The sequence below is a fragment of the Streptomyces sp. NPDC048288 genome (assembly GCF_043201555.1).
In the GTDB taxonomy this organism is placed as follows: Bacteria; Actinomycetota; Actinomycetes; order Streptomycetales; family Streptomycetaceae; genus Streptomyces.
Genome location: NZ_JBICZD010000013.1, coordinates 248,460 through 261,192 on the forward strand (window position 1 = coordinate 248,460; position 12,733 = coordinate 261,192).

The 12,733-nt window shown below is 70.4% G+C and carries 10 protein-coding genes; 7 read left to right on the forward strand and 3 right to left on the reverse strand.

Annotated elements, in window-relative coordinates; genetic code table 11:
• Positions 1–95: 95 nt before the first annotated feature.
• The 4 genes from ACGFZS_RS38940 (at position 96) to ACGFZS_RS38955 (ending at position 6,033) form a co-directional block, all read left to right on the forward strand.
• On the forward strand, positions 96–3,218 hold the full coding sequence (locus tag ACGFZS_RS38940) for a sacsin N-terminal ATP-binding-like domain-containing protein (RefSeq protein ID WP_393799068.1): 3,123 nt from the start codon (positions 96–98) through the stop codon (positions 3,216–3,218).
• Positions 3,219–3,349: 131 nt separating this feature from the next.
• Positions 3,350–4,108 (forward strand): calcium-binding protein, encoded by a 759-nt coding sequence (locus tag ACGFZS_RS38945; protein ID WP_393799069.1) that lies wholly within the window; start codon positions 3,350–3,352, stop codon positions 4,106–4,108.
• A 42-nt stretch (positions 4,109–4,150) separates the two neighbouring features.
• Positions 4,151–5,077 (forward strand): hypothetical protein, encoded by a 927-nt coding sequence (locus ACGFZS_RS38950; RefSeq protein WP_393799070.1) that lies wholly within the window; start codon positions 4,151–4,153, stop codon positions 5,075–5,077.
• A gap of 170 nt (positions 5,078–5,247) precedes the next feature.
• Positions 5,248–6,033, forward strand: coding sequence for a hypothetical protein (locus ACGFZS_RS38955; protein WP_393799071.1), 786 nt, complete (start codon positions 5,248–5,250; stop codon positions 6,031–6,033).
• 74 nt (positions 6,034–6,107) lie between these two features.
• On the opposite strand, the gene ACGFZS_RS38960 is transcribed toward ACGFZS_RS38955, so the two are convergent.
• Positions 6,108–8,507, reverse strand: coding sequence for an HAD-IC family P-type ATPase (locus ACGFZS_RS38960; RefSeq protein WP_393799072.1), 2,400 nt, complete (start codon positions 8,505–8,507; stop codon positions 6,108–6,110).
• Positions 8,508–8,617: 110 nt separating this feature from the next.
• Entirely contained in the window at positions 8,618–8,875 is a 258-nt protein-coding gene (locus ACGFZS_RS38965) for a DUF2530 domain-containing protein (protein WP_393799073.1), read from the reverse strand.
• 111 nt (positions 8,876–8,986) lie between these two features.
• Between ACGFZS_RS38965 and ACGFZS_RS38970 the strand changes: the two genes are divergently transcribed.
• Positions 8,987–10,438, forward strand: coding sequence for an NCS2 family permease (locus tag ACGFZS_RS38970; RefSeq protein ID WP_359207348.1), 1,452 nt, complete (start codon positions 8,987–8,989; stop codon positions 10,436–10,438).
• A gap of 146 nt (positions 10,439–10,584) precedes the next feature.
• On the opposite strand, the gene ACGFZS_RS38975 is transcribed toward ACGFZS_RS38970, so the two are convergent.
• A complete protein-coding gene (locus tag ACGFZS_RS38975; protein ID WP_359207342.1) occupies positions 10,585–10,767 on the reverse strand; it encodes a ribbon-helix-helix protein, CopG family in 183 nt (60 codons plus the stop codon).
• Positions 10,768–10,920: 153 nt separating this feature from the next.
• Here ACGFZS_RS38975 and ACGFZS_RS38980 point away from each other — a divergent pair, with 153 nt between their 5' ends.
• Positions 10,921–11,358, forward strand: a complete 438-nt coding sequence (locus ACGFZS_RS38980) for a MarR family transcriptional regulator (RefSeq protein ID WP_351702944.1) — start codon at positions 10,921–10,923, stop codon at positions 11,356–11,358.
• Between the two features lie 28 nt (positions 11,359–11,386).
• The gene (locus ACGFZS_RS38985) at positions 11,387–12,733 is read left to right on the forward strand and encodes an MFS transporter (protein WP_393799074.1); all 1,347 of its coding nucleotides are present in this window, start codon (positions 11,387–11,389) and stop codon (positions 12,731–12,733) included.

The window sequence follows — 12,733 nt, forward strand, 5'->3', positions numbered from 1 at the left end:
GTCGGGTTCCACGCCGACCGAGTCGGACGGGCGGGTGGGCGAGGGGTGTCGCGGCGCGCGGTACCTTCGTGCTCACGTCGACGAGGAGAGACAACGTGAGCAAGTTCGTGCGGCCCGCCGCCGAGGGTGCCGACCCGTTCGGGACCGCCCGTCTGCGGCGCGGTGTCCTCGACGCCTGGGCCACCAGCCCCGCTCGTTTCCGTGAGGACGCCAACGCCGAGGAGGACCTGGTCCTCGGCGGATACCGGGACCGGCTCGTCGTGGAACTCGCGCAGAACGCGGCGGACGCGGCGGCACGGGCCGGTGTGCCCGGACGGTTCCGGCTCACTCTCCGCGACGGCGTCCTGTTCGCCGCCAACACCGGTGCCCCGCTGGACGCGATCGGCGTCGAGTCCCTCTCCACCCTGCGCGCCTCCGCGAAGCGGGAGGAGGGCGACACCGGCTCCGTCGGGCGGTTCGGCGTCGGCTTCGCCGCCGTGCTCGCGGTGACCGACGAGCCGGCCGTCGTGGGACGGCACGGCGGGGTGCGCTGGTCGCTCGCCGAGGCCCGGGAGCTGGCCGAGGAGACCGCCCTGAGCAGCTCGGGGCTCGGCGACGAGATCCGCCGCCGGGACGGCCATGTGCCGCTGCTCCGGCTCCCGTTCGCCGCCGAGGGCACCGCCCCGGACCCGTACGACACGGTCGTGATCCTGCCGCTGCGGGACACCGCCGCCACCGATCTCGCCGAGCGCCTCCTGGGCGCCGTCGACGACGCGCTCCTGCTCGCCCTGCCGGGGCTGGCGGAGGTCGTGATCGAGACGGCCGACGCCACCCGCACCCTGCGCCGCCGCGCCGACGGCGCCCTCACCGTCGTAGAGGACTCGCAGCGGGGCACGACCCGCTGGCGTACCGTCTCCGCGCACGGGCCGCTCACCGCCGACCTGCTCGCCGACCGTCCGGTCGAGGAGCGGCTGCGTCCGCACTGGTCGCTGACCTGGGCCGTGCCCACCGACGCCGAGGGCGCCCCGGACCGCCCGCGCACCGCCGCCGTCGTGCACGCCCCCACGCCCAGCGACGAGCCCCTCGGCGTGCCCGCCCTGCTCATCGCCTCCTTCCCCCTCGACACCACCCGCCGGCACACCGCCCCCGGCCCGCTCACCGACTTCCTGGTGCGGCGCGCGGCCGACGCGTACGCCGAACTCCTCGCCGACTGGCGGCCGGTGGGGGAGGGGATCATCCATCTGGTGCCCGGTCCGCTCGGCAAGGGCGAGCTGGACGGGACGCTGCGCCAGGCGATCCTGGAGCGGCTGCCCCGCACCGCCTTCCTGCCGCCCGCCGTGGACACCTCGGACGACTCCGACCTTCCCGAGGCGCTGCGGCCGCGGGACGCGGAGATCGTGGAGGGGGCGGGCGCCGACACGGTCCGGGTCCTCGCCGAGGTGCTGCCCACCCTGCTGCCCGCCGGTCTGGAGCGCCGGGTCGAGCTGCGCACGCTGGGCGTCGCCCGGCTCCCGCTCGCCGACGCCGTCGACCGTCTCGCCGGCCTGGAGAAGGACCCGGACTGGTGGTGGCGGCTCTACGACAGCCTCGCGGGCGTCGACCCGGAGCGGCTGTCGGGTCTGCCGGTGCCCCTCGCCGACGGCCGGACCACCATCGGACCCCGTCAGGTGCTGCTCCCCACCGCCGACTCGGCCGCCATCGACCCCGAGGTCCTCGCCCGGCTCGGCCTCAAGGTGGCCCACCAGGACGCCGCCCACCCCCTCCTGGAGAAGCTCGGCGCGCTGCCCGCGAGCCCCCGCGCGGTCCTGACCACCCCGCAGGTGCGGGCCGCCGTGGCGGCGTCGCTCGACGACGAGGGCTCCCTGAACTGGGAGGAGGACGCCCCGGACGCCGAGGAACTGGCGGACACCGTGCTGGCGCTGGTCCGGGACGCCGCTCTGGAGCCCGGTGACGAGCCGTGGCTGGGCGCGCTGGCCCTGCCCGACGAGGACGGCGAGACCGCCCCGGCCGGTGAACTCGTCTTCCCCGGCAGCGCGTTCGCCCGGGTGATCCGGGAGGACGAACTGGCCGCCGTGGACGCCGAGCTGGCGCGCAAGTGGGGCGAACAGCCGCTGGCCGCCTGCGGGGTGCTGGCGAACTTCGCCCTCGTCCGCGCCACGGACGTCGTCCTCGACCCGGACGAACTGGAGCCCCGCGAGGGCGACTTCGCCGAACCCGACGACGCCGGCCTGCTTGACGCCGTCGACGTCTGGTGCGAGGACATCCTCGACCGCTTCCCGGACACCCCCGTCCCGCCGGTCGCCACCGAGCTGATCGCCGTCCGCGACCTCGACCTCGTCGACGAGGACCACTGGCCCGAGGCCCTCGCCCTGCTCGCCCAGCCCCCGCTCCGCGACGCCCTCACCCAGCCGGTCCGGATCCTGCTGCCCGACGGCACCCACGAGGTCGTACGGCCGTACACGGCCTGGTGGCTGCGCGGCCACCCGGTGCTCGACGGCCGCCGCCCGGCCGGTCTGCTGGCCGCCGGCGGCGACCCGCTGCTGCGCGGTCTCTACGAGGAGGCCGACGCGACCGGCTTCGAGGACGAGCAGGTGCTGCGGGCGCTCGGCGTACGGACCTCGGTGGCCGCCCTCCTCGACGAGCCCGGCGGCGCCGCCGAGCTTCTCGACCGCCTCGCCGACCCGGACCGCCCGGTCACCGGCGCCCAGCTGCACGCCCTCTACGGGGCGCTGGCGGACCTGGACCCCGAGCAGGTGACCCTGCCGGACGAGGTGCGGGCGGTGATCGACGGCCGGGTCGAGGTGGTGGACGCGGCCGACGCGGTCGTCGTCGACTCGCCCGACCTGCTGCCCTTCACCTCCGGTGTGCCGCTGCTGCCGGTACGGCCGGCCCGCGCGGCCGAGCTGGCCGAGCTGTTCCAGGTGCGGCGGCTCAGCGAGTCGGTGACCGGCTCGGTCGACTCGGAGGGCACGGAGCACGACGTCCCCGAGCCGGTCCGGGTGCTGCTCGGCCCGCGCACCCCCGGGACCTACGTCGAGCACGAGGAACTGGTCGTCGACGGCGTCGAGATCGACTGGCGCCTCACGGGCGACGGCGTCCTGCACGCCGCCACCCTGGAGGGCGTCGCCGCCGGCCTCGCCTGGGCGGCCGGACAGTGGCCACGCCGTTTCGAGGTGGCCGCGCTGCTGGAGGACCCGTCCCGGACGGAGGAGCTGGCACGGGACCGCTGGTTCGACTGAGTTTCACAGGAAGAACACAAGTTCCAGAATTCGTACAACCGTCCCTCCGTGGCCGAAGTCTGATCACACGAGTCACGTGACCCCGGTCACGAGGCTCCTGGATCAGCTGGACCAGCCAACGTGGGGAATTCATGCGTATACGAGCCATCGGGGCCTCCGTCACGGGCGCCCTGGCCCTCTGTGCCCTCGCCGTTCCCGCCGCCCAGGCGGACGGCGGGTACGGGGACACCACGATCACCAAGGTCGTCGTCGACGGCGACAACAAGGTGGTCGTGGGCACCTCCGGCGCGGTGACCGTCAAGGTCAGCGTGACGGCCAAGGACGACTCCGGCATCGCGGACGCCGCGTACATTTCGCTGGAGGGGCCGGACTACGGCTACTACGGCGCCTCCAAGCCGACCTGCACGGCGGTGAGTTCCACCACCTCGACGTGCACCGGCACCGTGAAGATCGACCCGAAGGTCGACTTCCTGAGCAACGCCAACGCCGGCACCTGGTACGTCAGCACCTGGATCGACGCCAACGACGACGACTTCATCACCGCGGACAAGGCGGCCTCCTTCAAGTTCCAGCGCGCCGCCAAGCTGACCGCCAACGCCACCCCGGAGCCGGTGAAGAAGGGCAAGACCATCACGGTCACCGGCAACCTGACCCGCGCCAACTGGGAGTCCCTGAAGTACTCCGGCTACGGCAGCCAGTCGGTGAAGCTGCAGTTCCGCAAGAAGAACTCCAGCACCTACACCACCCTGAAGACGATCAAGGGCACGTCGACGGGCGCCCTGAAGACGACGACCAAGGCGACCGCGGACGGCTACTACCGCTTCTCCTTCGCGGGCAACGGCACCACGGGCACGGTCAGTTCCACCGGCGACCTCATCGACGTCAAGTAGTCCTCCGGCCCTCACCCACCCCTTTTCTCCCCGAGGAAGCTCATGCGCACTCGCGCCACCGTGGCCGCCGTCTCCGGCGCCCTGGCTCTCTCCGCCCTCGCCGTGCCGGCCGCACAGGCCGCCGGCGGCTCCTCGTACACCCCCTCCGCCCTGGCGAAGCTCGCCCAGGCGCACCAGGGCACCGTCGGCGGGTCGGCGTACACCGCGACGACCGCGGACGACGCCGGTGACCCCTACCCGCTGGACCTGACCTTCTCCGACGTGAAGGTCAACAAGGGCAAGCCGATCGTCGCCGGCACCACCACCCACAGCACGGTCCCGGTCACCTACACGGTGACGCACGGCGCCGACGTCGACATCTACGCGGACGACTTCCTGATGGACGTCGAGATCTACCGCGGCTCGATCGACGAGCCGGCGAACGAGCTGTTCGGCATCGACTGGCCGACCTGCACGGACACCTCGGCCACCACCGCGAGCTGCAAGGGCACCGTCGACGTCTACGCGGACGAGGAGCTCTCCAACTCCGACGCCACCACCTGGAAGGCGTTCGGCTTCGCGATCGCGCTGAACGGCCAGGACCCGACCGGCGACGACTGGAGCAAGATCGGCTACGCCGAGCAGGACAACCTGGCCACCACCAGGCTGCAGCGGATGTCGAAGCTGACGGTGAACGCCGCCCCCGAACCGGTGAAGAAGGGCAAGACCCTCACGGTCACCGGCAAGCTGTCCCGGGCCAGCTGGGACGACGGCAAGTACCACGGCTATGCCGGCCAGTCGGTGCGGCTGCAGTTCCGCAAGAAGGGCACCACCACCTACACCAACGTCAAGGGCATCAAGTCGTCCTCGACCGGCACCCTGAAGACGACCACCAAGGCGACGGCGGACGGCTACTACCGCTTCTCCTTCGTGGGCACCTCCACCACCCCGGCGGTCAACGCGACGGGTGACTACGTCGGCGTGAAGTAGCCCGGCCGCAGTCCCAAGGAGACGTAGTCCGGTCGTGAAGAAAAAGATTCCGGCCGGATTACGTCTCAGTCGTACAACCTTGTCCGCCCCTCGTGGATCTGATCATCTGAGTCAACAGACTCCCTAGATCACTTGGGCCTTACGCCCACCCTTCTCCACCTGGGGAATCCATGCGCATTCGTGCCACTGTGGCCGCCGTGTCCGGCGCCCTGGCCCTCTCCGCGTTCGTCGCGCCGGCCGCGCACGCCGCCGGCAGCACCTCGCTGGACGTCACCTTCTCGAACATGAAGGTCAACGGTGGCAAGGCCATCGTCGTGCCCGCCACGGGCTCCGTGAAGTTCACGATCACCTACAAGGTGACGCACGCCGCCGACGTGAAGACCAGCGACTACTACGCGGTCCCGGTCATCTACCACGGTACGACGATCAAGTCGTCCGAGTACGGCGTCGCCCCCTCCGCCGAGCCGACCTGCACGGACACCTCGTCGACCGTCCAGAGCTGCAAGGCCACCCTCAGCGCCAGCCGCGCCGACATGGTCAACAGCATCGCCGGCACCTGGCAGTCGGGCGGCATCGCCTTCGCCGAGAGCGACGACGAGCCCACCTTCACCGACAACCTCGGCAAGGTCTCGGTCCAGCGCCTCTCCAAGCTGACCGTGAACGCCACCCCCGAGCCGGTCAAGAAGGGCAAGACCATCACGGTCACCGGTTCCCTGACCCGCGCCAACTGGGACGCCAAGAAGTACTCCGGCTACGCCAACCAGTCGGTCAAGCTCCAGTTCCGCAAGAAGGGCTCCAGCACCTACACCACGCTGAAGACCATCAAGTCCTCCTCCACGGGCGCCCTGAAGACGACCACCAAGGCGACGGTGGACGGCTACTACCGCTACTCCTTCGCCGGCACCTCCACCACCCCGGCGGTCAGCGCCACGGGCGACTACGTCGACGTGCAGTAGTCAAGCGCCCCGCCAGGGGCGCGGGGAACTGCGCGACCAGCCCCCACCGGGCCCGCGCGGTTCCCGCTACCGCATCAATCCGGAAATCTCCGCTCCACCCATTTCCACGACACCTCCAGCACCGCCGACGCCACCACGGCCACCCCCACCGCCGTCCACGGCATCACCACCCCCACCAGCTTCAGCGCGAAGAAGTTCTGCAGGGCCGGTACGACGAGTACGAACACGAAGGCGATGCCCATCGAGGCCACCAGGGCCACGCGCCACCAGGTGTAGGGCCGGGCGATGATCGCCAGTACCCACATCGAGATCAGGAACAGGGTCAGCGTGGCCGCGCTCGTCTCGGCGTCCAGGGATCCGGTGCCCGTGTAGTAGTGGCGCGCGATCAGGTACGTCACGAAGGTCGCGACCCCGGCCACCACCCCGCCCGGGATCGAGTACCGCATCACCCGGCGTACGAAGTGCGGTCGGGCCCGTTCCTTGTTGGGGGCCAGGGCCAGGAAGAAGGCCGGGATGCCGATGGTCAGGGTGGACAGCAGGGTCAGGTGCCGGGGCAGGAACGGGTACTCCACCTGCCAGCAGACCACCAGCACCGCCAGCAGCACCGAGTAGACGGTCTTGACCAGGAACAGCGTCGCCACCCGGGTGATGTTCCCGATCACCCGCCGCCCCTCGGCCACCACCGAGGGCAGCGTCGCGAAGCTGTTGTTGAGCAGGACGATCTGGGCCACCGCCCGGGTCGCCTCCGAGCCCGAGCCCATCGAGACCCCGATGTCGGCGTCCTTGAGGGCGAGCACGTCGTTCACGCCGTCCCCGGTCATCGCGACCGTGTGCCCGCGCGACTGCAAAGCCCCCACCATGTCCCGCTTCTGCTGCGGGGTGACCCGTCCGAAGACGGTGCCCTCGTCGAGCGCCGCGGCCAGCTCGTCCGGTTCGGCGGGCAGCCGGCGCGCGTCCACCGTCGTACCGCTCAGGCCCAGCTTGGCCGCCACGGCACCCACCGACACCGCGTTGTCGCCGGAGATGACCTTCGCCCGGACGTCCTGGTCGGCGAAGTAGCCGAGGGTGTCGGCCGCGTCGGGGCGCAGCCGCTGCTCCAGGACCACCAGGGCGGTCGGGCGGGCGCCCTCCGCCACCTTCCCGTGGTCGAGGTCGCGGGCGGCGCGGGCGAGCAGCAGCACCCGCAGCCCCTCCTCGTTGAGGCGTACGGTTTCGGCCAACGCGGGGTCGTCGGCGCCGAGGAGCACGTCCGGCGCGCCCAGCAGCCAGGTGCTCAGCTCCCCGTCGCCCTCGCTGAAGGTCGCCCCGCTGTACTTGCGGGCGGAGGAGAAGGGCAGCGACTCCACGCACCGCCAGTCCTCGCTGTCGGGATACGCGTCGATGATCGCCTGGAGGGAGGCGTTGGGGCGCGGGTCGGACTCGCCGAGCGAGCCCAGCACCTTGCGTATGTACGTCTCGTCGACCCCGTTCAGCGCCCGCAGCTCCATGACGTCCATGCCGCCCTCGGTGAGCGTGCCGGTCTTGTCGAGGCAGACGGTGTCGACGCGGGCGAGGCCCTCGATCGCGGGCAGCTCCTGGACCAGGCACTGCTGGCGGCCCAGCCGGATCACGCCGATCGCGAAGGCGACGGAGGTGAGGAGCACCAGGCCCTCGGGGACCATCGGGACGATGCCGCCGACCGTGCGGGCCACGGCGTCCTTGAAGCCGTTGTTCTTGACGACGAGCTGGGTGACGACCAGGCCGATCGCGGCCGGGACCATCATCCAGGTCACGTACTTGAGGATGGTCGAGATACCGGTGCGCAGCTCGGAGTGGACCAGCGTGAAGCGGGACGCCTCCTCGGCGAGCTGGGCCGCGTAGGCCTCCCGGCCGACCTTGGTCGCGGCGAACGCGCCGCCGCCGGCCACCACGAAGCTCCCGGACATCACCTGGTCGCCGGGGCGTTTGACGACCGGGTCGGCCTCACCGGTGAGCAGCGACTCGTCGATCTCCAGACCGTCGGCCTCGGCGCACACCCCGTCCACGACGATCTTGTCGCCGGGGCCGATCTCGATCAGGTCGTCGAGCACGATCTCGTTCGTGCTCACTTCCACGGCGGCCCCGTCCCGGCGGACGGTCGGCCGTGCCTCGCCGATCACCGCGAGCGAGTCCAGGGTCTTCTTGGCCCGCCACTCCTGCACGATGCCGATGCCCGTGTTGGCGAGGATCACGAAGCCGAACAGGCTGTCCTGGATCGGCGCCACGAACAGCATGATCAGCCACAGCACGCCGATGATCGCGTTGAACCGGGTGAAGACGTTCGCGCGCACGATCTCGCCGAACGAGCGGCTGCTGCGCACCGGTACGTCGTTGACCTGGCCGCGCGAGATGCGCTGCGCGACTTCGGCCGAGGTCAGGCCGGTCGTCCTGACCGGTGCCGGCAGGGGTACGGGATGCACAGGGTCGAGCTCGGCGCCCGCGTCGATGTGCTGCATGTCTTCGACGGTACGTGCGGATTTGAGCGTTCACATGCGGAGTGCGTCAAAGATCCGACCTGGGGAGGACCGAAGTCGTGCGGTAGTTGTACGAGTGCGGTGCCGAGCCCCTACGGAGTGCTGACCGCGGCCGCCCTTTTGATCGCCGCGTCCCGCTTCCGCACGTACCAGACGCCGATCAGGCCCAGACCCCCGCCGGCCAGGCAGGTCCATACCCACCAGGTGTGGCCGTGGTCGGCGTACCAGCCGTAGAAGGGCAGCTGGACCAGGAAGAGGGCGAACCAGACGATCGTGCCGCCGATGATGGTCGGCACCACGGGGCCCTCCAGGGGTTCCGGTGCCTCGTGCTTGGGGGTCCACTTCGCCATGGGCTCAGCTTACGCACCCGGTCGTTCTACGCGCGGAGATAGCGATCTAGTCATCATACGTTCATACTGAAACCGTTTGTGTCTGGCCACTTCTGCTCGTAGGAACCTCCAATGTCAACCCCGGCTTCCACTCAGGCGCCCGCTCCCGAACAGCCGGGTGCGACCCCCGCGTACGGCGCGCTCGACCGTTACTTCAAGATCTCCGAGCGGGGCAGCACCCTCGCCCGCGAGGTGCGCGGCGGCTTCGCCACCTTCTTTGCGATGGCGTACATCATCGTGCTGAACCCGATCATCCTCGGCAGCGCGAAGGACATGTACGGTCACCAGCTCGACCACGGTCAGCTGGTCACGGCCACCGTCATCACCGCCGCCTTCACGACCCTGCTCATGGGTGTCATCGGCAACGTCCCGATCGCGCTCGCCGCCGGTCTCGGCGTGAACTCCGTCGTCGCGCTCCAGCTCGCGCCCCGGATGTCCTGGCCGGACGCCATGGGCATGGTGGTGCTGGCCGGCTTCATCGTGATGCTGCTGGTCGCCAGCGGGCTGCGCGAGCGCGTGATGAACGCGGTGCCCTACAGCCTGCGCAAGGCGATCTCGATCGGTATCGGCCTGTTCATCATGCTGATCGGCCTGGTGGACTCCGGCTTCGTCAGCCGGATCCCGGACGCCGCCCAGACCACCGTCCCGCTCCAGCTGGGCGCCGACGGTCACCTCAACGGCTGGCCGGTCCTGGTCTTCGTGCTCGGCTCGCTGCTGACGCTGGCGCTGATCGTCCGCAAGGTCTCCGGCGCGATCCTGATCTCGATCGTCGCGATGACCGTGCTCGCGCTGATCATCAACGCCGTCGCCCATGTGACGTCCTGGGGCCTGACCGTCCCGAAGTGGCCCGGCAACCCGGTCGCCACGCCGGACTTCGGCCTCCTCGGCAAGGTCAGCCTCTTCGGCGGCTTCGACAAGGTCGGCCTGCTGACCGGCATCCTCTTCGTCTTCACCGTCCTGCTGTCCTGCTTCTTCGACGCCATGGGCACGATCATGGGCGTCAGCGACGAGGCCAAGCTGACCGACGCCCAGGGCTACATGCCGGGCATCAACAAGGTCCTGTTCATCGACGGTGTCGCGGTCGCCGCCGGGGGTGCCAGCTCCTCCTCGGCCACCACCTGCTTCGTGGAGTCCACGGCCGGTGTCGGCGAGGGCGCGCGCACCGGCTTCGCCAACGTCGTCACCGGTGCGCTCTTCGCCGTCGCGCTGTTCCTCACCCCGGTCGCCACGATGGTCCCGTCCCAGGCGGCCACCCCCGCGCTGCTCGCGGTCGGCTTCCTGATCCTGGCCGGTTCGATCAAGGAGATCGACTGGGCCGACTACACCCTCGCGATCCCCGCCTTCGTGACCATGGTGATGATGCCGTTCACCTACTCGATCACGAACGGCATCGGCATGGGCTTCCTCACCTTCGTGGTGCTGAGGCTGGCCGCGGGCCGGGCGAAGGAGATCCCGGTCGCGATGTACGTCGTCTCGGCGGTGTTCGCCTTCTACTACCTGATGCCGGCCCTCGGCCTCACGTGACCCGCGCGGGGTGCGCGCCGGCCGGGTGAGGCCGGCGGGCCCCGCTCAGGAGACGAAGCCGCTCTTGTGGAAGACGCTCGCGTCCGGGGTGGGCCAGATCGCCGTGCCCTGGGGCTCGCGCCCCGGCAGGGAAGTTCCGGCGGCCGTCAGGTGACTCCGTAGAACCTCTCCGTCTCCTCGACGGCGGCCGAGAACCGCTCGTCGAAGTCGGTGCGGACGAGCGTGCTGACCACGTAGTCCTGGACGCTCATTCCCCTTTTCGCCGCATGGTGCCGGAGCCGGTCGAGCAGCTCTTTGTCTATCCGCAGGCTGAGCACACTGGTCCCCATGGATACGAGGGCGCCACATCCGCCCGCTCCGTGCGTCACTTTCCGGAATTGACTCACTCGTACGAGTGAGGATGGGGTTCAGTGGCCGAGGTCACGGGCACATGGCGTGCCCCGGGTGGTCTTTAGGTAGGGTAATGAGTTACTCTAAAGAACATGCCGGACCTTACCCATGGCGACGACGCGGCCGCCGTGAACTCCCTCCGCTCCGCCGTGATGCGACTCTCGCGACGGCTCAAGCACCAGCGGGTCGACGAGTCACTGAGCCCCACCGAGATGTCGGTGCTGGGCACCCTCTCCAACTGCGGCCAGGCCACCCCCGGTGAGCTGGCCCGCAAGGAGCACGTCCAGCCGCCCTCGATGACCCGCATCGTGGCGCTGCTGGAGGCCAAGGGCCTGGTCCGGCTGGAGCCGCACCCGGAGGACCGGCGCCAGAAGGTCGTCACCAAGACCGAGCAGGCCGAGGCGATGCTCGAGGAGAGCCGCCGCAAGCGCAACGCGTTCCTGGCCGGCCTGGTCGACGGTCTCGACGAGGACGAGTGGGCGAAACTCCGCGCCGCCGCCCCCGTGCTGGAGAAGCTCGCACATCTGTAAGCCGTTCTACCGAGGAGGCGAACCCACTTTGAGTACGGGACCCGGAGCACCTTCCGCCCCCGCACCGACCGCCCCTACTACCCCCGCCCGCAAGTCGTCGATGTTCAGCTCGCTGAAGGTCAGGAACTACCGCCTGTTCTTCGCGGGCCAGGTCGTCTCGAACATCGGCACCTGGATGCAGCGCATCGCCCAGGACTGGCTCGTCCTCAGCCTCACCGGCTCCGCGACCGCCGTCGGCGTCACCACCGCCCTGCAGTTCCTGCCGATGCTGCTCTTCGGCCTCTACGGCGGTGTCCTCGTCGACCGGCTGAACAAGCGGCGCGCCCTCCTGGTCACCCAGACCGCGATGGCCCTCACCGGCATCGCGCTCGCCCTGCTGACCCTCTCCGGACACGTCCAGGTCTGGCACGTCTACCTCGCCGCCTTCGCCGTCGGCCTCGCCACGGTCGTCGACAACCCGGCCCGCCAGTCCTTCGTCTCCGAGATGGTCGGCCCGGACCAGCTGCAGAACGCGGTCAGCCTGAACTCCGCGAACTTCCAGTCCGCCCGCCTGGTCGGCCCCGCCGTCGCCGGCCTGATGATCACCGGTGTCGGCACCGGCTGGGCGTTCCTCTTCAACGGCCTGTCCTTCGTCGCCCCCATCGTCGGCCTGCTGCTGATGCGCCCGCGCGACCTGCACGTCGTCGAGCGCTCCCCGCGCGGCAAGGGCCAGCTGCGGGAGGGCCTGCGCTACGTCTCCGGCCGCCCCGACCTCATCTGGACCATCGTCCTGATCGGGTTCGTCGGCACCTTCGGCTTCAACTTCCCGGTCTACCTCTCCGCCTTCGCCGACGACGTCTTCCACGCGGGCGCCGGCTCCTACAGCGCCTTCAACACGCTGATGGCCGTCGGCTCCCTGGTCGGCGCCCTGCTCGCGGCCAGACGCGGCACGGCGAGGATGCGGGTGATGATCGCGGCGGCCGTCGCCTTCGGAGCCCTGGAGGTGGTGGCCGCCACCGCGCCGTCCCTCTGGCTGTTCGCCCTGCTCATGGTGCCGATCGGCATGTTCGGCATGACCGTCAACGTCACCGGCAACACCACCGTCCAGATGGGCACCGACCCGGCCATGCGCGGCCGGGTGATGTCCCTCTACATGATGGTGTTCATGGGCGGCTCGCCGATCGGCGCGCCCATCGCCGGCTGGATCACGGACGCGTACGGCGTCCGGGCGGGCCTCGCCGTCGGCGGCGCGATCGCCGCGGTGGCCGCGATCGGCATCGGCCTGGTCCTGGCCCGCGTCGGCAACCTGCGGGTCTCGGTCGGCTGGCACCGCGGCCACCCACGCGTGCGGTTCGTACCGAGAGAGACCCAGGAACAGCTCGCCCCGGCGGCCTGA

Excerpts from the sequence above, each read along its gene's own strand:
- ACGFZS_RS38945 (WP_393799069.1), top strand. The coding sequence starts at position 3,350 with ATGCGTATACGAGCCATCGGGGCCTCCGTCACGGGCGCCCTGGCCCTC.
- ACGFZS_RS38950 (WP_393799070.1), top strand. The coding sequence starts at position 4,151 with ATGCGCACTCGCGCCACCGTGGCCGCCGTCTCCGGCGCCCTGGCTCTC.
- ACGFZS_RS38955 (WP_393799071.1), top strand. The coding sequence starts at position 5,248 with ATGCGCATTCGTGCCACTGTGGCCGCCGTGTCCGGCGCCCTGGCCCTC.
- ACGFZS_RS38960 (WP_393799072.1), bottom strand. The coding sequence starts at position 8,507 with ATGCAGCACATCGACGCGGGCGCCGAGCTCGACCCTGTGCATCCCGTA.
- ACGFZS_RS38965 (WP_393799073.1), bottom strand. The coding sequence starts at position 8,875 with ATGGCGAAGTGGACCCCCAAGCACGAGGCACCGGAACCCCTGGAGGGC.
- ACGFZS_RS38970 (WP_359207348.1), top strand. The coding sequence starts at position 8,987 with ATGTCAACCCCGGCTTCCACTCAGGCGCCCGCTCCCGAACAGCCGGGT.
- ACGFZS_RS38975 (WP_359207342.1), bottom strand. The coding sequence starts at position 10,767 with ATGGGGACCAGTGTGCTCAGCCTGCGGATAGACAAAGAGCTGCTCGAC.
- ACGFZS_RS38980 (WP_351702944.1), top strand. The coding sequence starts at position 10,921 with ATGCCGGACCTTACCCATGGCGACGACGCGGCCGCCGTGAACTCCCTC.